Below are 22,964 nucleotides of genomic sequence, written 5' to 3'. Positions count from 1 at the left end.
TTATTTATTACTAAATAAAATGTTTTTGTTTGTTAATCGTAATAATTGAATGTCAGAAAACGATCTCGAATGTTTACGCAATGCGCGCGGCACCGGCGTGCGAATGCGTTGCCTGTTCATTCGCTAGTTTCGTTGCAGACCGTTCAAGCGACCGCCGTATCCGCCTAACCACCCGCCTTCAGGAAATCCACAAACACACGTAACGGTGCCGGCAAATGGCGGCGGCCCGGATAGTAAAGAAAGGGCCCTGAAAAGGGCTGCCACCACGGCTCCAGGATCGGCTCCAGCGCGCCGCTATCGAGATGCGGGCGCAGCATATCCTCGAAAAGGTGAATCACGCCCACGCCCGCGACTGCTGTACTGACTGCAAGGTCGATTGCCGCACCGGGCCTCACGAGGAGCGGTCCCGACGGATTCAACTGGATCACCTCGCCGTCGCGCTCGAAATACCAGGTCGGCGTAGCGCCGCCGGCGAATTGTCCACGTAAGCACGCGTGAAAGAGCAGGTCGCGCGGATGCTCGGGTCGGCCATGGGTGTCGAGATACGCCGGCGCCGCGGCCGTGGCAAAACGCTGCGCACGTGGCCCGATCGGAATCGCGATCATGTCCTGCTCAAGCCGCTCATCGTAGCGAATGCCTGCATCGCAGCCGATTGACAGCACATCGACAAAGCCATCCTCGACCACCACCTCCACACGTATGTCGGGATAGGCCTTCAGGAACCGGGGAATGATGGTCGGCAACACGATGCGCGCGGCGCTCGACGGCACGTTGAGTTTGAGTGTGCCGCTCGGTTTGTCCCTGAACCTGTTCAGGACATCCAGCGCGGCTTCCATTTCGCTGAACAAGGGCGTTAGCTTTTCGATCAAACGCAGTCCGGCCTCGGTCGGGGCGACGCTGCGCGTGGTTCTGTTGAGCAGGCGCAACCCGAGCTTCGACTCGAGACGCCGCACGGCAATGCTTAGACTGGAAGCGGAGACGCCACTGACGCGCGCAGCGTCGCGAAAGCCGCCTGCTCGAGCGACCGAAACGAAGGCGGCAAGATCGTTGAATTCCATGGCCGTTGTTCAAAATGTTTAACAACCCGTGCAATCTAGGCCGGATTATCGAACAATGCAATCCCCGTCATACTGCCGCTCAACCCCTCACATCAAGGAGAGCGCTATGTCGAACTTCACCCCCGTGGACACATTTTCGCTGGCTGGCCACCCTGTGCGACGCATGGGCTATGGCGCCATGCAACTGGCCGGGCCCGGCGTATTCGGGCCGCCGAAAGATCGTGACGCAGCGATCGCCGTACTGCGCGAAGCGGTGGCGTCGGGTGTCAATCACATAGATACGAGCGACTTTTACGGGCCCCACATCACCAACCAGTTGATTCGCGAAGCACTGCATCCTTATGCGGATGATCTCGTCATCGTCACCAAAGTCGGTGCCGTACGCGGCAACGACGGTTCGTGGCTGCCGGCGCTCGAGCCCGAAGATATCGAGCGCGGCGTTCACGACAACCTGCGCAATCTTGGGGTCGACGCGCTCGACGTCGTCAATATGCGGATCATGGGCAGTGTGCATGCTCCTGCCGAAGGGTCGATTGAAAAGCAGGTCGCGGCGCTTGCCGAACTTCAACAGCGCGGCCTGGTTCGCCATGTCGGTTTGAGCAACGTGACCGCGACCCAGATCGCCGAGGCACAGAGTATCGCGGAGATCGTCTGCGTACAGAATCATTACAACCTGGTTCACCGGGAAGACGATGCGCTGGTCGATGAACTTGCGCAGAAGGGGATCGCTTATGTTCCGTTCTTCCCGCTTGGCGGATTCACGCCGATCCAGTCGTCAGCGCTGTCCACGGTCGCGCAAGCGATCGGTGCGACGCCGATGCAGGTGGCGCTCGCCTGGCTCCTGCATCGCGCGCCTAACATCCTGCTCATTCCGGGTACCTCGTCGCCTGGGCATCTGCGTGAAAATATGCAGGCTTCACGCTTGATCCTGACCGATGAGGTACGCGCTGAACTGGATGCGATTGGTGCAGCGTGATCGCGCATAGGCAATTGCGCATGGCATTCGCATCGGCCCGGTGCTATCGATGTGCTCGCGCGGACGGGCTAGCCCGGTAACGTAGCGCATCGACCAGTACAGCCAGGGCTCGTGATGATTGACGGCGGCTCGGGTAATAAAGGTGGTAGCCCGGAAAGGTCGGGCTCCAGTCTTTGAGAACCTGCCTGAGCTGCCCGTCGGCGATGTACGGTCGCGCCAGATCCTCCGGAACATAGGCAAGACCGCAACCGGCCAGCGCGGCGTTGAGCATCTGGTTTGTTCCGTTGAACACGAGCTGGCCTTCCACGCGCACTTTCAGTTCGTGACCGGACTTTTCGAACTCCCAGGCATAGAGGCCACCGTGGGTCGGAAGCCGAAGATTGATGCAATTGTGATCGGTCAGGTCCTGAGGTGTCCTGGGCCGCGAGCGTTTCGCGAAGTAGGAGGGCGCGCCGACGACCGCCATGCGCATGTCAGGCGCAATGCGTACCGCGATCATGTCTTTCGCCACCTGATCGCCGAGACGCACGCCAACGTCATATTGCTGCGCGACGATATCGGTCAAGCCAAAATCGACGATAACCTCGACCTTGATGTCCGGATACTCGGACAGAAGTTGTGTCAGCTTCGGCTGAAGGATCGAGTTCGCCGCGTGTTCGTCGGTCGTCACGCGGATGGTGCCGGCGGGCTTGTCCCGAAGCTCGCTCAATGCGGCGATTTCTTCGTCGATCTCATCGAATCGCGGTCCCACGGTGGCCAGCAGTCGCTCGCCGGCAGGCGTAGGCGCAACGCTTCGCGTTGTCCGGGTCAGCAGACGGATGCCGAGCCTCGATTCCAGCCCGCGAATGGTGTGGCTCAGTGCCGACTGCGATACGCCCAGTTTTGCCGCGGCTTTGGTAAAGCTGCGCTCGCGCGCGACCGCGAGGAATGCAAGCAGATCGTTCAGGTTTTCGCGTGCCATTCATGAATTTCACTCATAGGTGTTTGCCGATTCTACCGTCTAGTCACCTGCCCGCGCAGCCAGTAAATTGAGCGTCGTAGGCGATTGAGCCGGCATGGGCGCGCGGCGTCCGTCCGGCAGATCGTGATCTGGATCTGACCCGGAGATGACTTCATGGCTAATGAACCCACCGAACCCACTGAACCCACCGTTGCACGCAAGGCATTTGGCGATTTGGCGCCCGCACTCGCGGACTACACCGATAAGGTGCTGTTCGGCGACGTGTGGGCACGTCCGGGGCTCTCGCCGCGCGACCGTAGTCTGATCACCGTCGCAACCCTCGTTGCCCTTTACCGCAACAACGAACTTCCCTTTCACATCGGCAAGGCACTGGACAACGGTGTGTCCCGTGACGAATTGATCGAGTTGATCACTCATCTTGCTTTTTACTCGGGCTGGCCGACGGCCAGCACAGCGCTGCCGATCGCGAGGCGAGTGTTCGAAAGCCGCGACGCCTGACCGGCCGGTTTTGAGTCTTTCAGCATTTTTATCTCAGGCGCAGCCTGAACGGAGCACACATAATGGATTATCGGTATCTCGGCCGCAGCGCCCTGAAGGTTTCGCCTTTGTGTCTCGGCGCCATGATGTTCGGCGGCGAGACTGACGAGGCGAGCTCGCAGCGGATCATCGACAAAGCCTACGAGCAGGGTGTCAATTTCATCGACACGGCTGACGTCTATCACGCGGGCCGTTCGGAAGAAATCGTCGGGCGGGCCATCGCGGAACGCCGGGACAACTGGGTCGTGGCCACGAAGTTCGGTTTTCCGACCTCACAGGGTCCGAACGAACAAGGCCAGTCGCGCAAGTGGATCATCCAGTCTGTCGAAGCAAGCCTGAAGCGGCTTGGTACCGACTACATCGACATCCTCTACTTTCACCGCTCGTTGACCGATGCGCCGATGGAAGAGGGCGTGCGCGCCATCGCCGATCTGATCCGCCAGGGGAAGATCCGCTACTTTGGCGTATCCAACTTCAAGGGCTGGCGCATTGCCGAAATCGCGCGTCTTGCCGATCAGATCGGTATCGACCGGCCGGTTGCAAGCGAGCCGCTTTACAACATTGTCGACCGCACGGCGGAAGTCGAACAATTGCCCGCGGCGCATCACTACGGTCTGGGTGTCGTCTCGTATAGCCCGCTCGCACGCGGAGTGCTCAGCGGCAAATATGCGGTAGATGGAACGCCCCCGGCCGATTCGCGCGCAGGTCGCGGCGATAAGCGAATCCAGCAGACCGAATGGCGGCCGGAGTCGCTCAGGATCGCGCAGACGATTGCCCGGCATGCGGCGGAGCGCGGCACGACTTCGATTGCATTCGCGCTGGCGTGGGTCCTCAAGAATCGGCTCGTTAGCAGCACCATTGCCGGACCGCGTACCGAAGCGCAGTGGGACAGCTACGTCGATGCGTTGAAATTGCAGCTCGGACCGGACGACGAGAAACTGGTGGATAGCCTCGTTGCGCCGGGTCATGCTTCGACGCTGGGTTATACCGATCCTGGATACCCGGTTGAAGGGCGGCGCGTCATTTGAACACGCGCTGAGCACGCGTTTTCACGTCGCCACCGAGTCCACGATGCATTCCCGCAGCCATTGATGCGCTGGGTCGCGATGAGAGCGTTCATGCCAGAGCATCGTCATTTCGTAGCCCGGCACTTCAACCGGCGCCTCGACGACCCTGAGCGCGTTGTTGCCACGCACCAGCCGCGCAGGCAGCATCGCTACAAGGTCGGTGTTCGCGAGAACTGACATCATGAACAGGAAGTGCGGAACCGAGAGCACAACCCTGCGCGTAAGACCTACCTCGGCCAGCGCGTTGTCTGTGACGCCGCTAAATCCGCCGCCATCCGGCGAAACGATCACGTGCTCCAGTTTGCAGAACTGCGCAAGCGTTGGCCGCCGCTTCAGGCGCGGATGATCCGCGCGGCCTGCCAGCACATATCGTTCCTTGAAAAGCAGGCGCCCGCGCAACTCGGGCGGCGCGCCTTCGCTGGTATGAAAGGCCAGATCGATGTCGCCTCGTTCCGCTTGCCTCGCGATGCGTGGCGGCACAGCTTCCACGATTGCGAGCCGGGTGCCGGGCGCCGCCGCGCGCAAACCGGCGAGCGTGGGCAGCAGGATCGTCGATTCGGCATAGTCGGTAGCGGCCACGCGCCACGTATGGTTCGCTTCGGCCGGATTAAACGGGCTGGCCGGCGCCACCGCGTTTTCAAGCGCATCGAGCGCCTGGCGCAAAGGTTCGCGCAATTCTTCGGCCCTTGCGGTGGGCCGCATACCTCGTGGCCCCGGCAGCAACAAGGGGTCGCCAAAGACATCGCGCAGCTTGGCAAGATGCACGCTCACCGAGGGTTGAGAGAAGTTCAAACGTTCCGCGGCACGGGTCACATTGTGTTCGGACAGCAGAACATCGAGTGTCACCAGCAGGTTGAGGTCCAGTCTTCTGAGATTATTCATGGCTATACCTGACATATTGGCAATTCATTTCCAATATACCGGATGGAAACCTATTGTGTTTCTTTCTCGCAATGGAGGTCAGGTCATGAATGTTCTTCTCGTCTATGCACACCCGGAACCCCGGTCGTTGAACGGGTCTCTCAAGAACTTTTCGGTAAAGCGTCTTCAAGACGCCGGGCACGTCGTGCAGGTATCCGATCTGTACGCAATGAACTGGAAAGCATCGCTCGACGCAAACGACAACCTGGACAGGCAAGCCGGCGCGCGTTTCGACCCCTCTCTCGACTCGAAGCGTGCTTTCACGGACGGTCGGCAAAGTCCGGACATCGCGCTTGAACAGGAGAAGCTGAAGTGGGCGGATGCCGTGATTCTGCAGTTTCCGCTGTGGTGGTTCTCGATGCCGGCGATCCTGAAGGGCTGGGTGGAGCGCGTCTATGCCTATGGGTTCGCGTATGGCGTAGGCGAGCACTCCGACGCGCGTTGGGGTGACCGTTACGGGGAAGGCACGATGGCAGGCAAGCGGGCAATGCTGATCGTGACAACAGGGGGATGGGCGTCTCATTACGGCCCGCGCGGTATCAACGGCCCGATCGACGACGTGTTGTTCCCGATTCAGCATGGCGTTCTGTATTACCCCGGTTTCGACGTGCTGCCACCGTTCGTTATTCATCGGACCAGCCGGGTCGACGAAGCACGGTACTCGGAGGTTTGCGACACGCTCGGACAACGTCTCGACGATCTGTGGACGACTGCGCCGATCCCGTTTCGCCGGCAGAACGCTGGAGCGTATGACATCCCGGCGCTCACCTTGCGGCCTGAGGTTGTGCCCGATCGGATCGGCTTTTCAGCACATATTGAATAGACGCATCGCCTTCCCTGCATTCGCATGCCGGGCATATCCGTTGAACCGACGTTCGGTTTGGGCCGCTCCAGGCTCCCTGCGGAGCGGCGCCAAGCTGACGGGACCGTATGCTTCGTTGAAATTTGGTTGTAAGTCGCCGTTGTTAGAGTCGTTGTCAGAATTTTGCCGCCAGATGCCAGACAGTGTCCTTCGGGCACATAGAAAGGGGAGAGCGACAAACCATGAAAATGCATCGTGCGTTCTGGCTCATTCTGACGTTGTTGTTCACGAACCCGGTCTGGGCGTTTCAGTCCAGGGTCGTCACCATTCCCAGCGCGGCCATGCATAAGTCGCTTGGGGCGACTGTGGTGCTGCCTGATCAATATGCGCACGGCAAAGCAGCCGATCGGTACCCCGTCGTCTACTTGCTTCACGGCTCAGGCGGCGACTACACCGACTGGACCGCGAATTCACCTATCGGCAAACTCGCCGATCGCTATCACGTGATCCTCGTCATGCCGGACGGTGGGCATGAGAGCTGGTATATCGATAGCCCTGTCGATTCGCACAGTCGTTATGAAACCTATGTCGGTACAGAAGTTGTCGGCTATATCGACACGCATTTCCGCACCATTGCGACGCGCCAGGCGCGTGCGATTACCGGCTTGAGTATGGGCGGGTTCGGAGCGTTGCATATCGCGCTGGACCGGCCGGACGAATTCGGCGCCGCGGGAAGTATTAGCGGAGCAGTCGATCCGCGCGGGTGCGAGGATGAGCCGGGAATCGATCAGGTGTTCGGAGATCCGACTCGTCACGCAGACTTCTGGAACAACGAGGCGATTGTTGAAAACGCCCGTAGTCTGGCAAGCGCGCATATTGCGCTGACGATCGACTGTGGGGTGAATGACTCGCTCGTTCAGTCGAACCGGATGCTGCATGCCCGGCTTGTCGAGTTGGGCGTGCCGCACGATTATGCGGAGCGTCCTGGCGGGCATACGTGGAAGTATTGGGCGAATGCCGTGCAATACCAGGTGCTCTTTTTTGCGAGTTCGTTCAAGCGAAGTGGGGGCGCGGCGCAGACGTGAGACGTGAATTCAGTTCGCGTCTAGAAACCCGCAGACCGTGCGATGCAAGGCCTTTACACCGGGACTCGATTCGAGCGCACGCCAGCACCCATGCACGAGCCCGGTTCCAATCCACAACCGGGCTTGTCCGCCGGCCGCATTGACGCGTTCGGCAAACACTCTCGCGTCGTCCCGTAGCGGATCGTGTTCAACACCGATGGCAAGTGTGGGCGGGAGTCCGTCGAAGCGCGTAGCCTCGAGCGGAATCGTCCACGCAGGATAGCGCGCGTCTTCGTCCTCGCGTTTGCCCCAATACAGATCGCGAAACGCAAGGACATCGGCAAGCGTCAGCATTGGCGCGTGCGCTTCGCTTTCGCGCGCGGGCATTTGTGGCTCGGTACCGAGCATCGGATAAACCAGCACAAGTCCGTGTACGCCCTGAACGCCGTCGTCGCGCAACCGCATCGCAACGCTGGCAGCGAGATTGGCGCCGGCACTGTCGCCCGCCAATTGCAACGCGTTGTCCGCTAGCCGATCAAACGGCAGCCGGCCTTCCAATGCCGCGAGCGTGACCTCCAGACAATCGTCATGAGCGGCCGGCGCGCGGTGTTCAGGCGCAAGCCGGTAATCGACCGCAATCACATCGAGGCCGGTATCCGCGGCAATACGCGCCGTCACGATCTGATGGCTCTCTAATGAGCCGAGTACGAATCCGCCACCATGAAAGTACAGGACGGCGCCACCGGTTGTCCCGTTTGGCTTTCTACGATTCCGATACAACCGCAACTTGATCGGATGCCCGGCGCTTGCCCCGAATACAGCGTCTTCGGTTATCACATCGGGCGGTAAAGGCGGCGTAAGTGCAGCTGCATAGCGCTCGTAAATCGCGCGCTGCTCGCTCGGCGGCAATGCAGTCGAATGCCCCGCATAGATGGCAGCGGTCCGTTCGATGAATGCGGCGATCTCCGGTTCAAGCATGCTCGCTCCCTTAACCTTCACTACGCGGCGCCTTGCGCGGCAATCCGATCACGCGGCCCGCGAAGCCGGCCGCCGGCAACACGGCATGCGCGTCCGCCAATGCTCGAACGCGCGTCGCGACATCGAGATCGAAGGCAACAGCGCGCGGGCCGCTGGTATCGACGTGCAGCAGCATCTGTTCGCCCGCTGCAACCGGTTCGACGCCATCATCGGCAAACATCTCGAGGTAAAGATGCAGCCGCTTCGCGTCATGCCCAAGCACGCGCATATCGACGCGAACCGAAGCGCCTTCCTTGATTTCATGCAGGTAGTTGATATGCGCTTCGAGCGTATAGATCGAGCGGCCACGTTCTTTGCGCACCGGATCAGGCAACCCGATTTCGTCAATCAACGCGTCGGTCGCAAAGCTAAAAATCAGCATGTAGAACGCGTCGCGCAAGTGGCCGTTGTAGTCGACCCACTCGGCACGCACGGTATCGCGATAGCAGGGCAGCGAAGCGGGGTCCGGCATATGCAATTGTCTCCTTGGTCAGTTTGGGCCGCACCGGCCGCTGCGGGGACGCACTGGACTCACGCCGCAGTGCGTCTGTCGGCACGTAGCCGCATCACTCACTCAGTGGGAAGCAGGCCGTGCCGCGCCTTGGCTTCTCCAATCGCCGCCAGCACACTCGTAATGCAATCGTCCCGATAGCGTTCAAGCTGTTTGATCGAGCGCGGTCCGACCTGTTCAGACGTTCCGTCCACCACGCGATCGATCAGTTCGTCAGTAAGCTGCGGTGCTACCAGTTTAGTCCACGGCAGCTCCAAAGCCGGTCCAAACTGTTGCATGAAGTGCCGCATTCCCGCATCGCCGCCCGCCAGCGTGTACGTCAGGAACGTGCCCATGAACGACCAGCGGATGCCGGCGCCAAAGCGGATGGCGTCGTCGATTTCGCCCGTGGTTGCCACGCCTTCGTTGACCAGATGCAGCGCCTCGCGCCACAACGCTTCGAGCAATCGGTCGGCGATAAAACCGGGTACTTCCTTGCGCACGAGAAGCGGTCGCATCGACAGCGAACGATAAATCTGCATCGCGGCGTCGATGGTTGCCGGTGCGGTGCGTTCACCGCCGAGCACTTCGACGAGCGGCAGCAGATACACCGGATTGAACGGATGCCCGACGATGCAACGCTGCGGATTCACCGCCCGTGCGTAGAAATCGCTCGGCAGCAGGCCGGAAGTGGACGAAGCGATGATCGCATCCGCTTTCGCCGCACGACTGATCTGTTCATGCAAGGCGAGCTTCAATTCTTCGCGTTCGGGCGCGCTCTCCTGAATGAAATCCGCGTGTTCGACACAGGCTTCGATCGTATCGACGAAACGTAATCTGTCGGGAGAGGCGCCCTCGGCGAGACCGACGCGCTCCAAAGCCGGCCACGCATTCGCGATGTTCTCGCGCAACTGTTTTTCCGCGCCGGGAGCGGGGTCCCACGCGACGACGTCGAGCCCATGCGCGAGCGCGCGCGCTATCCAGCCGCTGCCGATCACGCCCACGCCGATTGCCGCAAATGTTTTGATATCGACGATCACTGCCATTGCTGATGTTTCCTTTTGCCGATGAGTTCTCAGGTTCCGAAGCGCGCGTTATCAAGCGCATCGGATACACCAAATAGTTAAGCGTACTGTCCAGCCGCGCGCCGCTCTAACTGCCGCTCGCCACGCGCGGGCAAACCGAGTTTGCGGCGACCTTCGGCGGGCGTCAGCGCCCGCCCGCCGAGCCGTTCGATGATCTCGACCGCGCGTTGCACCAGCGTGCCGTTCGTTGCATGCACACCTTTGTCGAGCCAGATGTTGTCTTCGAGGCCGACACGCACGTGGCCGCCGAGCAGCATCGCCTGCGCGACCATCGGCATCTGCATGCGGCCGATGCCGAATCCGGCCCATTGCGCGCCGGGCGGCAAGTTGTCGGCCATCGCTTTCATCGTCGTGGTATCGGCCGGCGCACCCCATGGAATGCCGAGGCAGATCTGAAACAGCGGTGGTGCGTCGAGCAGGCCTTCCGCGAGCAATTGCTTCGCGAACCATAGATGGCCGGTATCGAAGATCTCCAGTTCCGGCTTCACGCCGAGTTCCTGGATACGCTGCGCGCCGGCGCGCAATTGCGCGGGCGTCGACACATAGATGTAGTCGCCGTCGCCGAAATTGAGCGTGCCGCAATCGAGCGTGCAGATTTCCGGCAGCAGTTCCTCGACGTGCGCGAGCCGCGTCAAACCGCCGACGAGGTCCGTTCCCGCGCCGAAGCGCATCGGGTCTTCGCCGGCGCCGATCTCGAGATCGCCGCCCATGCCCGCCGTCAGATTGATGATGACGTCGGTGCCTGAGGAGCGGATCCGGTCGACGACCTCGCGATACAACTGCGGATCGCGGCTGCCTCGGCCGGTCTTCGGGTCGCGTACATGGCAATGCGCCACGGTGGCGCCGGCTTTCGCGGCTTCGATAGCGGCTTCGGCGATCTGCTTGGGCGTGACGGGAATGGCCGGATGCCTGCCGACCGTATCGCCCGCGCCGGTGACCGCGCAGGTCACGATGACTTCATGATTCATGCGTGCTAGTTCCTGTGGATTGAAATGCGCAACTGAATGGATGCAAAGCGGACCGCGTTTAGGTCAACCGCATCAAAGCCCAAGATAGGCTTTCACCGCGGGCAAGCCGTCCTTACCGTCATAGGTTTTCACGCCTGCGAGCCACGCATCCAGTACTTGCGGGTTTTTCTTCAGATACGCTTTGGCGGCATCGGCGGGCTTCTCCTTGTTCATCACCGATTGCATCACCACGTTCTCCAGTTGCGTCGAGAAGCGCAGATTGCTCACGAGCTTGCCCGCGTTCGGGCAACGCGTCAGAAAATCGGGGGACGTCAGCGTATAAACGCGTGCCTCGCCGTCGTTCGGGCCGAATACGCCCTCGCTGCCGGTGAGGTATTTCATATCGATCTGGATATTCATCGGATGCGGTTCCCAGCCGAGAAATACCACCCATTTTTTCGCGCGAATGGCGCGATCCACCGAAACCAGCATGCCCGCTTCACTCGATTCGATCAGCTTGAAACCGCCGAGGCCAAACTGATTGTTGGCGATCATTTTCTGAATCGCCGCATTCGCGCTGCTGCCCGGTTCGATGCCATAGATCTTGCCGTCGAGCTCATCGCGATGTTTGGCGATGTCGGCGAATGTCTTGAGGCCTGCGTCATATTCGTAACCCGGCACGGCGAAGGTCGCTTTGGCACCGGTCAGGTTAGGCGGTTGCAGCACCTGGATCGATTTCGAATCGACGAACGGTGCAATCGCCTTCTCTTGCACGGGCCACCAGTAACCAAGCGACACGTCGAGTTGTTTGCTCTTCAGGCCGGCGAACGAAATCGGCACCGAGGCCACGGTCGTCACCGGCTGATAGCCGAGTCCCTCGAATACGGTCGAGGCGAGCGCCGTGGTCGAGGTGATGTCTGTCCAGCCAATGTCGGCAAAATGCACCGCGCGGCAGGCGGCGGGATCCTGTGCAAACACCGGCGATGCAGCCACGACGGCCGTCAGACAGGCAAGGTGGGCAAACAAGGATTTGACGCGTAACTTCATGACGTTCCCCCTTCGGACACGTTGAACAGCGTGTTTTGAACCGGGCCGCGGCTGAACTGGCAGAGCGGTTCCCGGACATGCGCGATACGGCTTGAGTGATGCCTGAACTGCACGAATGACGTAACGAATGACGCAACGTTAATGCCCCATATTCCTTCCAAAGCGACCGTCAGCGACCCGTTCTTGCTTCCACGCGACAACGAGGGAAAACCAGCATCGTTCGCATTGCAGTGCAGCATTGATATGCGCGGCGAATTTTGGTGCGCCTTGCCGGCTTGCGCGCTGCTTGCTACGCTCGCCCGGAATCCCGCGTCCGCTTGCGGTTTGTGTTCCTGATCGAGTCAGTGCCAGATGCCCGAAGATATGTCGTTCCTGCTGCTGCCGGGCTTTTCGGCGATCGGCTTCATGTCGGCGGTCGAGCCGTTGCGCGTGGCGAACCGCTTTCGCGGCGACCTCTACCGTTGGCGCATTCTCAGTCTCGACGGCGCGCCGGTCGCGGCGAGCAACGGCATTTCGATCAACGCGGAGGCAGCCATCGCCGATGTCCGTGAGGCGCAGACTGTGTTCGTCGTCGCGGGCTTCGAGCCGCTCGCCTGCTATACGCGCGTGCTCGGCGACTGCCTGAAGCGGCTCGAGCGCGCCGGCGCGACGCTCGGCGGCATCGATACGGGCAGCTTCATCCTCGCGGAAGCCGGGCTCCTCAGCGCGTCGGATAGCGTGACTGTCCATTGGGAAGCATTGTCGGCGTTTCGCGAGCGCTATGGCTCGCTGAACGCAAGCCAGGAACTATTCGAAATCGGCGCGCGACGCATCACGTGTGCGGGCGGCACGGCGTCGATCGACATGATGCTCGACCTGATCGGCCGCAAGCACGGCGCGGCGTTGGCCTCGGCGGTATCGGAACAGTTTGTGGTGAGCCGGATCCGGCAGCGTTCGGACCATCAGCGTATGGAAATCGCGGCGCGGTACGGCGTGCATAACCGCAAGCTGATTCAGGTGATCGGCGCGATGGAGCAGCATATGGAAGAGCCGCTCACACCCGACCAACTCGCCAGTGAAATCAGCGTGACGCGGCGGCAACTGGAGCGGCTGTTCTGCGCGTCGCTGAAGGACACGCCGACGCATTTCTATCTGCAACTGCGCCTCACCCGTGCGCGCGAGTTGCTGCAACAGACCGACATGTCGATCACGTCGATTTGCGTCGCCTGCGGATTCGAGTCGCCTTCGCATTTTTCGCGGACGTATCGCGCGCGGTTCGGCGTGAGTCCGAGAAGCGACCGGCAGGTGACGGGCGGCAGAAATGGCGATGCGGGGGTGTCGTCGAGCGAGGACGAGGGCGGAGGCGAGGGCGAGGTAACGCGGGCATTGGCTCCATCGCCGAGCTTCCAATAAACTTTCACGACGATTGGGCCGTTTCTAGCAACAGTGAATTCGTTAATTAGGGGTTTACCCTATATCGCCTGACTCCTAGACTGTCATCACTGGCTGCAAACAAACAGGTTTGCAGCACGGCAAAAAACAATCTCTGGAGGTAGTCGTCATGAAATCCCTGATCGAAGCTGTTGCTATCGCTGCTCTCATCACTGCGCCGCTCGCTGCTTTTGCTCAATCCAACCAGCCGGTGACCCGCGCCCAGGTGCGCGCTGAGCTTGTGCAACTGGAAAAGGCCGGCTACAACCCGTCGATCTCGAACGCCGACGACTACCCGTCAAACATTCAGGCAGCCGAAGCGCGTGTGGCTGCACAAAACGGCGCCGCTCAAGCCAGCGGTTATGGCACGGCGACGAACGGTTCTTCGCAAGCAGGCAGCCGCACCGAAACGACGCCGAGCTCCTATTCGGCTCCGGTTGCGAACTTCGGTCACTAATAGGCAACGAGGTAGCGGCGTGAGTTGGTGAGTTGGTGAGTCGAAGTCTCGCGCCCGCCTGATTCGCATCGTTCGTATCGTTGTAGAGCGGCCCTGCTTTCACTTCGAAGTGAAAGCAGGGCCGCTATACGATTGAACACCGGACGGGGCAACCGGCGCTTTTATTCGTTGACGGCGGTTAGCTGCCTGAGTTGCTCCAGCAGCTTCACCGCCGGACTCGGCAAAATCCCCTGGCGGCGCCGAAACGCCGTCAACGTGCGGCGCCCGACCAAACCCGGAATCGGCAGCGTATCGAACACGCCGGCCGCGCTTTCGGTGTCGTACATGGGCGTAGCCATCCAGCTCAGAAATCCCGCACGCGTCACCAGGCTTTTCAGCACTGTAATTGAGCGCGTCTCGACGGCAATCTGCGGCATGCCGAGCCCGTGCTCGGCAAATACGTGCTGCATATGCTCGAACGGACCCGTCCCGCGCGGGGGCACACACCATTGCTGATCGAGCGTGTCGACAAGCGTTAAATCCGTTTTGTTTCGCAGCGGATGATCGAGCGCGGCGACCACATAGCTCGTGTCTTCCCACCTGCAATCGGCAATCGCGGCGATCTCGTCCGTGTCGGGCACTGCCATGCTGAGCGCGAGATCGATCTCGTGTTTCATCAGACTATCCGCAAGCCGGTCCCACACCCCCTCCATGATCTCCACACGCAGATTCGGCCAGCGCGCGAGCACGCCACTCACCGCGAGCGGCAGCACGAGTGTTGCGATACTCGCCACCGCGCCGACGCGAATCGTCCCTTTCGCGAGGCCGCGCATCGCGTCGATCTCCTCGCGCGCGTGATCGGCTTCGCGTTGCAGCAGGGTGGCGTGCGGCAGCAGCGCACTGCCGATCGCAGTAAGCTGCATACCCTTCGAGTGCCGTTCGAACAGCGGTGCGCCGACCTGATCCTCGAGCCGCTTGATGGTGCGGCTCAGCGCGGGCTGCGTGACGTGCAGCACTTCGGCGGCACGGCCCAGGCTGCCGCTCGCGACGATGGTTGCGAACGCATGCAATTGTTGAAGATTGAAAGTCATGCGCAAAAGTAATGCCTTTTCTCAAAAAAGGCAATTTTCAATCAACCTCGAGCTTCCGATAATGTGTCCATCGACAGGAGACATGGATGACCAGCAACGCGCCCCGCTCAGACACATTGGGATCCTCTCAACACGCATCGTTCACCGTGCGCCACGCCGTCATCGATCTCATGCGTCGCCTCGGCATGACCTCGGTGTTCGCCAACCCGGGCTCGACGGAATTGCCCTTGTTTCGCGATTTCCCGCAAGATTTCCGTTACGTGCTAGGTCTGCAGGAAGCAGTGGTGGTTGGCATGGCCGACGGTTATGCGCAGGCCACCCGCAACGCGTCATTCGTCAATCTGCATTCGGCCGCGGGCGTGGGCAATGCAATGGGCAATATCTTCACCGCCTTCCGTAACCGCACGCCGATCGTAATCACCGCCGGCCAGCAGGCCCGCTCGATTCTGCCGTTCGACCCTTTCCTCGCGTCGACCCAGGCTACCGAATTGCCGAAGCCATACGTCAAATGGAGCATCGAACCGGCGCGCGCCGAAGACGTGCCGCTCGCAATCGCGCGCGCCTATCACGTGGCGATGCAGGAGCCGCGCGGGCCGGTGCTGGTGTCGATTCCCGTCGACGATTGGGACCGCGCTGCGGAGCCGGTGCCGGCACGCGTAGTTAGCACGGAGATGCGGCCGGAGCCGTTCGTGCTGGAGCAGATCGGCGCTGCACTTGATGCGTGCGAACGGCCGGCTTTCGTGGTGGGCGGCGCGGTCGACCGGGCCGGCGCCTGGGACGAAGTCGTCAATCTCGCCGAACGCCACAACGCCCGCGTGTTCGTCGCGCCGATGACAGGCCGCTGCGCGTTCCCGGAAGACCATCGCCTGTTCGCCGGATTCTTGCCGGCCATGCGCGAGAAGATCGTCGAACTGCTCGGCGGGCATGACCTGATCTTTGTGATCGGCGCGCCGGCCTTTACGTATCACGTCGAAGGGCACGGCCCGCATCTGCCTGCCGGCGCAACGCTGTGCCAGTTGATCGACGACCCGGCTATCGCTGCGTGGGCGCCGGTGGGGACCGCGGTGGTCGGCAATATTCGCCTCGGCGTAGTCGATCTGTTGTCGCGGCCCGCGCCGAAATCCCGTCCCTTGCCCGCGCCACGCGCGGCACGTCCGCGCGCGGAACCGTCGCCATCGATGTCGGTGGCGTTCGCGTTGCAGACCCTCGCCGAGGTGCGCCATGCGGACGACATCGTGGTCGAGGAAGCACCGAGTTCACGGCCGGTGATGCAGAACTACCTGCCGTTCACGCGCAGCGGCACTTTCTACACGATGGATAGCGGCGGCCTCGGTTATGGCATGCCGGCTGCTGTCGGCGTGGCGTTGGCGAAGCCCGGCACGCGCGTGATCGGCCTGATCGGCGACGGCTCCAGCATGTACTCGATCCAGGCCATCTATAGCGCCGTGCAGATGAAGTTGCCGATCACATTCGTCATCCTGAACAATTCACGCTATGCCGCATTGCAGGATTTTGCACCGGAATTCGGCTTTGGTCCGGGCGATCCTGTGCAGGGCACCGATCTGCCGGGACTCGACTTCGTGGCGCTTGCTGCGGGGATGGGTTGCCCCGGCACGCGCGTGACCGATGCTGAACGCTTGCATGACGTACTGCGCGATGCGTTAGCGTCGTCCGGACCGATGCTCGTCGAAGTTATCGTGGCTTGACCTCAAGCGAGCGCCACGCCCGCATTCATAAATTTTCCGCAGGAGACAACCCGATGCAGAGTATTTCGATGCTGATCAATGGCGCGGCAGTGCAAGCGAGCAATGGCGCCACCTTCGAACGCCGCAATCCGCTCGATGGCGAAGTCGCGACGCGTGCCCCCGCGGCGACGGTCGCCGACGCGGTCGCTGCCGCCGATGCCGCGGCAGCGGCGTTTCCGGCATGGTCCGCGCTGGGGCCGAGCGAGCGCCGCGCGCTGTTGATGAAAGCAGCACATGCGTTGGAAGCGCGTAGCGCCGAGTTCGCGGCGGTGATGGCGGCGGAGACAGGCGCATCGGCAATGTGGGCGGGGTTCAATGTGCATCTCGCCGCCGGTGGTTTGATGGAGGCGGCAGCGCTCACGACGCAGATCGGCGGCGAGCTGATTCCGTCCGACGTGCCCGGCAGTCTCGCGATGGGCGTGCGTCAGCCGGCCGGCGTCGTGCTCGGCATCGCGCCATGGAATGCGCCGGTGATTCTCGCGGTGCGTGCGATTGCGTTACCGCTCGCATGCGGAAACACGGTCGTGCTGAAGGGTTCGGAAGTTTGCCCCGGCACGCACGGCCTGATTATCGAAGTCTTGCAGGAAGCGGGCTTGCCGAAGGGCGTGGTGAACTTCGTCACCAACGCACCGGCCGATGCAGGCGCGGTGGTCGAGGCACTGATCGCGCATCCGAAAGTCCGGCGTGTCAATTTCACCGGCTCCACGCACGTGGGCAAGATCATCGCGGCCACGTGCGCGCGCTATCTGAAGCCGTCGGTGCTGGAACTCGGCGGCAAGGCGCCGTTGATCGTGCTCGACGATGCGGATCTCGATGCGGCCGTCAATGCTGCTGCATTCGGCGCGTTCGCTAACTCGGGGCAGATTTGCATGTCGACGGAACGGATCATCGTCGATCAGCGTATCGCCGACGCGTTCGTTGCCAGGCTCGCGCAGAAAGCGCGCGGCTTGCCGCTCGGCGATCCGCGCAAAGGGCCTGTGGTGTTGGGGTCGGTCGTCGATATGGCCACGGTGGAACGCTGCAACGCGCTGATTGACGACGCGCTCGCCAAAGGCGCCACGCTCGTCTGCGGCGGAAAAGCGGACAGCACCTTGATGCCCGCCACGCTGCTTGACCATGTGACACCCGCCATGCGGATCTACGGCGAAGAATCGTTCGGTCCCGTGAAGGGCATTGTGCGCGTCAACGACGAAGAGGAAGCCGTCGACTGCGCGAACGACAACGAGTATGGGCTTTCGTCGGCGGTGTTCAGCCGCGACGTGGCGCGCGGGATGAATGTTGCAAGGCGTATCGAATCGGGCATCTGTCACGTCAACGGGCCGACCGTTCACGACGAAGCGCAAATGCCGTTCGGCGGCGTGAAGGGCAGCGGCTTTGGACGCTTCGGCGGTCAGGCGGGAATCGCTGAATTCACGGATTTGCGCTGGATTACCGTGCAAACCACGCCGCGTCATTATCCGTTCTGAAGGGGCGAGTGTCGTTCCGTTCGCTGCATATCGCTGCACGTTGATTCATGGCGGCGATACGCGCGTCGTTCAAGCCATGCCTACATGTCATGGCTTTTGCGCGAAACGGCAATGTCAGTAGGCGGTCGCTCGCTCACATACTGAACTCAAAAGCGTGACACAGAAAGCGCGGCGCTCAGATCGCGCACACAAACCAGGAGACAGCTTCATGACCAGTTATGTACCACCGGCCGGCCCGGCCAACGTGGCAACCGGTGCGACCGGTGCGCCGCTCGCCGGCCATCAGGCAGGAATCGATGAGGGACGTCACACAGTCGACATCGGCCGCACGCTCGACGAAGGCCCTTACACCACCATGCAGAAGCTTGTGGTGTTTCTCGCGGCGTTGTCGATCGTTCTGGACGGTTTCGACAGCCAGTTGATCGGTTTCGCGATTCCAGTGTTGATCAAGGAATGGGGCGTCACGCGCGCGGCTTTTGCGCCGGTGGTCGCGGCCGGTTTGATCGGCATGGGCATCGGCAGTGCGTGTGCCGGGCTGCTGGCCGATCGCTTCGGCCGCCGCTGGGCGGTGATCGGCAGCGTGCTGGTGTTCGGCGCCGCCACCTGCGGCATCTGCTTCGCGCCCGACATCGTGACGATTGCCGTGCTGCGTTTTATCGCCGGTCTCGGCATCGGTGGCGCGTTGCCGAGTTCGACGACCATGACCGCCGAATTCACACCGGCTCGCCGCCGCACCTTGGCGGTCACCGCGACGATCGTCTGCGTGCCGCTTGGCGGCATGGTGGCGGGGCTGTTCGCGCATGAAATTCTGCCGACGTACGGATGGCGCGGCTTGTTCATGATCGGCGGCGTGATGCCTCTCGTGCTCGGCGTGTTGCTGCTGTTCACGTTGCCCGAGTCGCCGCGCTTTCTCGCTCGTCGGCCGCAGCGCTGGCCCGAACTCAAACGCCTGCTTGGCCGGATGTCGCGTCCGGTGGCGAGCGGCTGCGTATTCACCGACTCGCGCGAACAGGCCGTTGAAAAACATACGGGCTTTACCGCGTTGTTCCGCGAGGGCCTGGCGCTCGATACGGTGGCGATCTGGTGCGCGTTCTGCCTATGCCTGCTGGCCGTCTATAGCGCGTTCAGCTGGCTGCCGACCATGCTGAGCACGCAGGGTTTGTCGGTGTCGGTGGCGGGTGCGGGGCTCACCGCATACAACCTCGGGGGCGTGGTCGGCGCGTTGCTGTGCGCCGTGGTGATTGCTCGCACGGGTTCGCGCTGGCCGTTGATTCTCTGCAGCGCGGGTGGTGCCGCGAGCGCATTGCTGCTGCTCGGCGTGAACATCTCCGAGCACACTGGCTTGCTGATCTTCGGTCTCGGCGTGCACGGCCTGTTCGTCAACGCGGTCCAGTCGACGATGTTTGCGCTGTGCGCTTACGTCTATCCGACCCGTGTGCGTGCAACCGGCACCGCATCGGCGCTTGCGTTCGGCCGGCTTGGCGCGATTGCCAGCGCATTCGCGGGCGCGGTGGTGATTACGGCCGGCGGCGCATCGTCGTATCTGTGGATGCTCGGGATCGCGATGCTGGTCGTGATGGTCGCGCTGATGGTGGTCAAGCGTCATATTCCGAAGCCGAGTGTTTGAGGGGCGCCATGTCCTGAATCACGGCGATTGGGCGCGAGACGTTGATCGCCGCTATCTGAAGCAGTCAATTGTGAGTGTGCGGGGCGGCTTGAACAGCGGTCCGCATCGTCACGCCTGTCATTAGTATCACTACATAAAAATGCCGCGTTTGAGTTGCATGTAGATTGGTGTGCGCTCACACAAAGCACAGGTCATGGAGACACAGAGATAATGAAAATCAAACTCGCTTTGGGCGGCATGTTGCTCGGACTCAGCGCTTCGTCATTTGCGCAGAGCAGCGTAACGTTGTACGGGATCATCGATACCGGCATCGAACTGGTGACGCATGCAAACGCGGCAGGTGATCGCGTTGTGCGCATGCCGGGCATTACGGGTGAATTTCCGTCGCGTTGGGGGATTCGCGGCAAGGAAGGCCTGGGTGGTGGGCTGTCCGCGGTATTTGTGCTGGAAAGCGGCTTTAACACCAAGGGCGGCACGCTCAATCAAGGTGGCCGGTTGTTTGGGCGACAAGCCTATGTAGGGTTCGAGAGCCCCTATGGGACGTTGACATTCGGCCGCCAGTACACGATGACGTACTGGGCGATACTCGATTCCGATTTGCTCGGCCCTGATATATACGGCGGTACGGGGTCGTTCGATCAGTACATGCCGAGCGCGCGCAGCGACAACACGATTGCCTACAAGGGCACGTTCTCGGGCGTCACGTTCGGCGCGACGTATTCATTCGGCCGCGATTCAGCCGGTACGGGCAATTCGCCGGGGCAGGGCACCTGTGTTGGGTCGATTCCGGGCAGTTCGCAGAGTTGCCGCGAATGGTCGGCGATGCTGCGCTATGACATGAACGGCTACGGCGTGGCGGGCGCCTACGACGAACAACGCGGTGGCCCGGGCGCGGCCGCGAATATGTTCGATGGCACGGCGCCTTTTGCGCTGACCCAACCTGGCGACAAGGACGTGCGGATGCAGTTGAACGGCTACGGACACATCGGGCCGGTGAAACTCGGGGCGGGGTGGCTGGGTCGTCACGTCGAAACGGTGTCCCCGGCGTTGCCGGACGTGCGCTCGAATCTGTACTACGTGACCGCGTCCTATAACGTGACGCCTGCGTTCATCTTCGACGGCGGCGTGTACCGCATCATCAATCGTGCTGACGACACCCGCGGCACAATCGCCGCGCTACGCACCACGTATCTGTTATCGAAGCGTTCCGCGGTTTATCTGCAAGGCGCGTATCTGTTCAACAGTCCGCATGCCGCTTATACGGTGAGCCAGGGCGGCGGGGGTACGACACCGGCGCCGGGCATCGGGCAACTCGGTGTGATGGCGGGTATTCGCCATTCGTTCTGAGCGATGCAGTAATCTGGGGCAGACCTGCGGCAGACGTGGGGCGGATATTCGGCATTCGTCACGTGTTCTGGGCGACGTGCTGCATGCTATAGCGCAAGTTAAGTACCAGTCGTTTCGTTCATGCTCAAGACAAAAAGGCCACGCCGGACATTCCGACGTGGCCTTTTTTGCTTAGATACCGCCGACGCACATGTACTTGATGACGACGTAATCGTCGATACCGTAGTGCGAGCCTTCGCGGCCGAGACCGGATTGCTTGACGCCGCCGAACGGCGCGACTTCGTTGGAAATCAGCCCGGTGTTGATACCCACCATGCCGTATTCGAGCGCTTCCGCGACACGCCAGACGCGGCCGATATCGCGGCTATAGAAGTACGAGGCGAGGCCGAATTCCGTATCGTTGGCGAGGCGGATCACTTCTTCGTCTGACGAGAAGCGGAACAGCGGCGCGAGCGGCCCGAAGGTTTCGTCGCGCGCGACCTTCATGGCGGGCGTGACATCCGCGAGCACGGTCGGCTCGAAGAAGCCGTGACCGAGCGCATGGCGCTTGCCGCCGGTAACGATGCGCGCACCTTTGGCGAGGGCGTCTTCGATATGCGATTCGACCTTGAGCACGGCGGCTTCGTTGATCAGCGGACCTTGGGTGACACCATCTTCGGTGCCGCGGCCGACCTTGAGTTGTTCGACGGCGACGCGCAGTTTTTCGGCGAATGCGTCGTAGACTTTATCGTGTACGTAGAAGCGGTTCGTGCAGACGCAGGTCTGGCCGCTATTGCGATATTTCGATGCGATGGCACCGGCGACGGCCGCATCCAGATCCGCGTCTTCGAAGACGATGAACGGCGCGTTGCCGCCGAGTTCGAGCGACACTTTTTTGACCGTCGGTGCGCACTGCGCCATCAGCAGACGGCCTACCGGCGTCGAGCCGGTGAAGGACAGTTTGCGCACGATCGGATTGCCGGTCATTTCCGCGCCGATCGCTTTCGGCTCGCCGGTGACGACGTTGAAGACGCCGCGCGGCACACCGGCGCGTTCGGCCAGCACGGCGAGGGCGAGCGCCGAGAGCGGCGTGGCTTCGGCCGGTTTGACGATGATCGGGCAGCCTGCTGCGAGTGCCGGGCCGACTTTACGCGTGATCATGGCCGCCGGGAAATTCCACGGCGTGATGGCCGCGCAGACACCGATCGGCTCTTTCGTCACGACGATGCGTTTGTCGCCTGCCGGCGTGGGGATGGTGTCGCCGTTGACGCGTTTGCCTTCTTCCGCGAACCATTCCAGGAACGAGGCGGCATACAGGATTTCGCCTTTGGCTTCGGCTAGGGGTTTGCCTTGTTCTGTGGTCAGGATTTTGGCCAGATCGTCGGCGTTTTCCAGCATCAGGTCATGCCATTTTCGCAGGATCGTGGCGCGGTGTTTGGCAGTGGTGGCTCGCCATGCTGGCCATGCGGCGTTGGCTGTGTCGATTGCACGGCGGGTTTCGGTTGTGCCCATGCGGGGCACTGTGGCGATTGTCTCGCCTGTGGCTGGGTTTTTTACTTCGAATGTTGAGGTGTCGTCGGCGGATTGCCATTCGCCTGCTATGTAGGCTTTTGTTTTTAGTAAGGAGGGGTCTTTTAGGATCGGCGTCGGCATTTTGGGTTTGCTCCTGGTTTTTAAATGTAGGGGTTTTGCCTGCGCGGCGCTTGTTGGCTGTGTGCCTTTGGCGTTGGCCTTTCCTTGTTTTCTTATTGGTCTATTAGCGTCGCCCCTGTGCGGGGCGGCACCTACTTTTCTTTGCCTGCCGCAAAGAAAAGCAACCGTATTGGAAGTCAAGCGGCGAACAGGTGCTCAAGGTAGCAAGTGTCAGAGGCAGGGAGCATTTTGCGCGCAT

At 61.4% G+C, this 22,964-nt stretch carries 21 protein-coding genes; 11 read left to right on the top strand and 10 right to left on the bottom strand.

The genetic code is table 11. The annotated features are described in order from the left end of the window. Positions 1–164 precede the first annotated feature (164 nt). Complete coding sequence (locus KHO23_RS16200; protein ID WP_211612239.1) at positions 165–1,058, bottom strand: LysR family transcriptional regulator; 894 nt, start codon at positions 1,056–1,058, stop codon at positions 165–167. A 106-nt stretch (positions 1,059–1,164) separates the two neighbouring features. On the opposite strand from KHO23_RS16200, the gene KHO23_RS16195 reads away from it, so the two are divergent. Then, positions 1,165–2,034 carry an aldo/keto reductase family oxidoreductase gene (locus KHO23_RS16195; RefSeq protein ID WP_211612238.1) on the top strand — a complete coding sequence of 290 codons (870 nt, stop codon included), beginning with the start codon at positions 1,165–1,167 and terminating at the stop codon, positions 2,032–2,034. A gap of 43 nt (positions 2,035–2,077) precedes the next feature. Here the strand turns inward: KHO23_RS16195 and KHO23_RS16190 are convergent, their stop codons facing one another. Then, entirely contained in the window at positions 2,078–2,995 is a 918-nt protein-coding gene (locus KHO23_RS16190) for a LysR family transcriptional regulator (RefSeq protein ID WP_211612237.1), read from the bottom strand. A gap of 153 nt (positions 2,996–3,148) precedes the next feature. Here KHO23_RS16190 and KHO23_RS16185 point away from each other — a divergent pair, with 153 nt between their 5' ends. Both KHO23_RS16185 and KHO23_RS16180 read left to right on the top strand, forming a co-directional pair. Further along, complete coding sequence (locus KHO23_RS16185) at positions 3,149–3,493, top strand: carboxymuconolactone decarboxylase family protein (protein WP_211612236.1); 345 nt, start codon at positions 3,149–3,151, stop codon at positions 3,491–3,493. A gap of 62 nt (positions 3,494–3,555) precedes the next feature. After that, complete coding sequence (locus tag KHO23_RS16180) at positions 3,556–4,560, top strand: aldo/keto reductase (protein ID WP_211612235.1); 1,005 nt, start codon at positions 3,556–3,558, stop codon at positions 4,558–4,560. Positions 4,561–4,581: 21 nt separating this feature from the next. Here KHO23_RS16180 and KHO23_RS16175 read toward each other — a convergent pair whose 3' ends face one another. Beyond that, the gene (locus KHO23_RS16175; RefSeq protein WP_211612234.1) at positions 4,582–5,496 is read right to left on the bottom strand and encodes a LysR family transcriptional regulator; all 915 of its coding nucleotides are present in this window, start codon (positions 5,494–5,496) and stop codon (positions 4,582–4,584) included. 70 nt (positions 5,497–5,566) lie between these two features. Here KHO23_RS16175 and KHO23_RS16170 point away from each other — a divergent pair, with 70 nt between their 5' ends. Beyond that, positions 5,567–6,343 carry an NAD(P)H-dependent oxidoreductase gene (locus KHO23_RS16170; protein ID WP_211612233.1) on the top strand — a complete coding sequence of 259 codons (777 nt, stop codon included), beginning with the start codon at positions 5,567–5,569 and terminating at the stop codon, positions 6,341–6,343. A 221-nt stretch (positions 6,344–6,564) separates the two neighbouring features. Continuing rightward, positions 6,565–7,407: an alpha/beta hydrolase gene (locus KHO23_RS16165; protein ID WP_211612232.1), complete on the top strand. Its 843-nt coding sequence runs from the start codon at positions 6,565–6,567 to the stop codon at positions 7,405–7,407. 9 nt (positions 7,408–7,416) lie between these two features. On the opposite strand, the gene KHO23_RS16160 is transcribed toward KHO23_RS16165, so the two are convergent. The 5 genes from KHO23_RS16160 to KHO23_RS16140 all read right to left on the bottom strand — a co-directional run bounded on the left by KHO23_RS16160 (position 7,417) and on the right by KHO23_RS16140 (position 11,972). Beyond that, complete coding sequence (locus tag KHO23_RS16160; protein WP_211612231.1) at positions 7,417–8,364, bottom strand: alpha/beta hydrolase; 948 nt, start codon at positions 8,362–8,364, stop codon at positions 7,417–7,419. 10 nt (positions 8,365–8,374) lie between these two features. Then, positions 8,375–8,875 carry a thioesterase family protein gene (locus tag KHO23_RS16155; RefSeq protein WP_211612230.1) on the bottom strand — a complete coding sequence of 167 codons (501 nt, stop codon included), beginning with the start codon at positions 8,873–8,875 and terminating at the stop codon, positions 8,375–8,377. Positions 8,876–8,973: 98 nt separating this feature from the next. After that, a complete protein-coding gene (locus tag KHO23_RS16150) occupies positions 8,974–9,939 on the bottom strand; it encodes an L-carnitine dehydrogenase (RefSeq protein ID WP_120294443.1) in 966 nt (321 codons plus the stop codon). A 77-nt stretch (positions 9,940–10,016) separates the two neighbouring features. Next, positions 10,017–10,946 (bottom strand): BKACE family enzyme, encoded by a 930-nt coding sequence (locus tag KHO23_RS16145; protein WP_211612229.1) that lies wholly within the window; start codon positions 10,944–10,946, stop codon positions 10,017–10,019. A gap of 72 nt (positions 10,947–11,018) precedes the next feature. Beyond that, a complete protein-coding gene (locus KHO23_RS16140; protein ID WP_211612228.1) occupies positions 11,019–11,972 on the bottom strand; it encodes a choline ABC transporter substrate-binding protein in 954 nt (317 codons plus the stop codon). Between the two features lie 351 nt (positions 11,973–12,323). Between KHO23_RS16140 and KHO23_RS16135 the strand changes: the two genes are divergently transcribed. Together KHO23_RS16135 and KHO23_RS16130 are read left to right on the top strand one after the other, a co-directional pair. Continuing rightward, positions 12,324–13,364, top strand: a complete 1,041-nt coding sequence (locus KHO23_RS16135) for a GlxA family transcriptional regulator (RefSeq protein ID WP_236066876.1) — start codon at positions 12,324–12,326, stop codon at positions 13,362–13,364. Positions 13,365–13,512: 148 nt separating this feature from the next. Next, positions 13,513–13,839, top strand: coding sequence for a DUF4148 domain-containing protein (locus KHO23_RS16130; protein ID WP_211612436.1), 327 nt, complete (start codon positions 13,513–13,515; stop codon positions 13,837–13,839). 161 nt (positions 13,840–14,000) lie between these two features. On the opposite strand, the gene KHO23_RS16125 is transcribed toward KHO23_RS16130, so the two are convergent. Beyond that, positions 14,001–14,909, bottom strand: coding sequence for a LysR family transcriptional regulator (locus KHO23_RS16125; protein WP_211612227.1), 909 nt, complete (start codon positions 14,907–14,909; stop codon positions 14,001–14,003). An 86-nt stretch (positions 14,910–14,995) separates the two neighbouring features. On the opposite strand from KHO23_RS16125, the gene mdlC reads away from it, so the two are divergent. The 4 genes from mdlC (at position 14,996) to KHO23_RS16105 (ending at position 21,094) form a co-directional block, all read left to right on the top strand. Then, complete coding sequence (mdlC, locus tag KHO23_RS16120) at positions 14,996–16,615, top strand: benzoylformate decarboxylase (protein ID WP_211612226.1); 1,620 nt, start codon at positions 14,996–14,998, stop codon at positions 16,613–16,615. 53 nt (positions 16,616–16,668) lie between these two features. Further along, a complete protein-coding gene (locus KHO23_RS16115; protein WP_211612225.1) occupies positions 16,669–18,120 on the top strand; it encodes an aldehyde dehydrogenase in 1,452 nt (483 codons plus the stop codon). 208 nt (positions 18,121–18,328) lie between these two features. Then, positions 18,329–19,747 (top strand): MFS transporter, encoded by a 1,419-nt coding sequence (locus tag KHO23_RS16110; RefSeq protein WP_211612224.1) that lies wholly within the window; start codon positions 18,329–18,331, stop codon positions 19,745–19,747. 210 nt (positions 19,748–19,957) lie between these two features. Next, positions 19,958–21,094 carry a porin gene (locus tag KHO23_RS16105; RefSeq protein ID WP_211612223.1) on the top strand — a complete coding sequence of 379 codons (1,137 nt, stop codon included), beginning with the start codon at positions 19,958–19,960 and terminating at the stop codon, positions 21,092–21,094. 171 nt (positions 21,095–21,265) lie between these two features. On the opposite strand, the gene gabD is transcribed toward KHO23_RS16105, so the two are convergent. Continuing rightward, positions 21,266–22,726: an NADP-dependent succinate-semialdehyde dehydrogenase gene (gabD, locus tag KHO23_RS16100; RefSeq protein ID WP_211612222.1), complete on the bottom strand. Its 1,461-nt coding sequence runs from the start codon at positions 22,724–22,726 to the stop codon at positions 21,266–21,268. Between the last annotated feature and the right edge of the window lie 238 nt (positions 22,727–22,964).

Source organism: Paraburkholderia haematera, assembly GCF_905220975.1.
Classification (GTDB): Bacteria; Pseudomonadota; Gammaproteobacteria; order Burkholderiales; family Burkholderiaceae; genus Paraburkholderia; species Paraburkholderia haematera.
The sequence above is the reverse complement of the archived record's forward strand: the minus strand, read 5'-3'. Positions and strand labels throughout refer to the sequence as shown.

Bases quoted from the DNA above. Each gene is read 5' to 3' on its own strand.
- KHO23_RS16200 (WP_211612239.1), bottom strand. From the start codon at position 1,058: ATGGAATTCAACGATCTTGCCGCCTTCGTTTCGGTCGCTCGAGCAGGC.
- KHO23_RS16195 (WP_211612238.1), top strand. From the start codon at position 1,165: ATGTCGAACTTCACCCCCGTGGACACATTTTCGCTGGCTGGCCACCCT.
- KHO23_RS16190 (WP_211612237.1), bottom strand. From the start codon at position 2,995: ATGGCACGCGAAAACCTGAACGATCTGCTTGCATTCCTCGCGGTCGCG.
- KHO23_RS16185 (WP_211612236.1), top strand. From the start codon at position 3,149: ATGGCTAATGAACCCACCGAACCCACTGAACCCACCGTTGCACGCAAG.
- KHO23_RS16180 (WP_211612235.1), top strand. From the start codon at position 3,556: ATGGATTATCGGTATCTCGGCCGCAGCGCCCTGAAGGTTTCGCCTTTG.
- KHO23_RS16175 (WP_211612234.1), bottom strand. From the start codon at position 5,496: ATGTCAGGTATAGCCATGAATAATCTCAGAAGACTGGACCTCAACCTG.
- KHO23_RS16170 (WP_211612233.1), top strand. From the start codon at position 5,567: ATGAATGTTCTTCTCGTCTATGCACACCCGGAACCCCGGTCGTTGAAC.
- KHO23_RS16165 (WP_211612232.1), top strand. From the start codon at position 6,565: ATGAAAATGCATCGTGCGTTCTGGCTCATTCTGACGTTGTTGTTCACG.
- KHO23_RS16160 (WP_211612231.1), bottom strand. From the start codon at position 8,364: ATGCTTGAACCGGAGATCGCCGCATTCATCGAACGGACCGCTGCCATC.
- KHO23_RS16155 (WP_211612230.1), bottom strand. From the start codon at position 8,875: ATGCCGGACCCCGCTTCGCTGCCCTGCTATCGCGATACCGTGCGTGCC.
- KHO23_RS16150 (WP_120294443.1), bottom strand. From the start codon at position 9,939: ATGGCAGTGATCGTCGATATCAAAACATTTGCGGCAATCGGCGTGGGC.
- KHO23_RS16145 (WP_211612229.1), bottom strand. From the start codon at position 10,946: ATGAATCATGAAGTCATCGTGACCTGCGCGGTCACCGGCGCGGGCGAT.
- KHO23_RS16140 (WP_211612228.1), bottom strand. From the start codon at position 11,972: ATGAAGTTACGCGTCAAATCCTTGTTTGCCCACCTTGCCTGTCTGACG.
- KHO23_RS16135 (WP_236066876.1), top strand. From the start codon at position 12,324: ATGCCCGAAGATATGTCGTTCCTGCTGCTGCCGGGCTTTTCGGCGATC.
- KHO23_RS16130 (WP_211612436.1), top strand. From the start codon at position 13,513: ATGAAATCCCTGATCGAAGCTGTTGCTATCGCTGCTCTCATCACTGCG.
- KHO23_RS16125 (WP_211612227.1), bottom strand. From the start codon at position 14,909: ATGACTTTCAATCTTCAACAATTGCATGCGTTCGCAACCATCGTCGCG.
- mdlC (WP_211612226.1), top strand. From the start codon at position 14,996: ATGACCAGCAACGCGCCCCGCTCAGACACATTGGGATCCTCTCAACAC.
- KHO23_RS16115 (WP_211612225.1), top strand. From the start codon at position 16,669: ATGCAGAGTATTTCGATGCTGATCAATGGCGCGGCAGTGCAAGCGAGC.
- KHO23_RS16110 (WP_211612224.1), top strand. From the start codon at position 18,329: ATGACCAGTTATGTACCACCGGCCGGCCCGGCCAACGTGGCAACCGGT.
- KHO23_RS16105 (WP_211612223.1), top strand. From the start codon at position 19,958: ATGAAAATCAAACTCGCTTTGGGCGGCATGTTGCTCGGACTCAGCGCT.
- gabD (WP_211612222.1), bottom strand. From the start codon at position 22,726: ATGCCGACGCCGATCCTAAAAGACCCCTCCTTACTAAAAACAAAAGCC.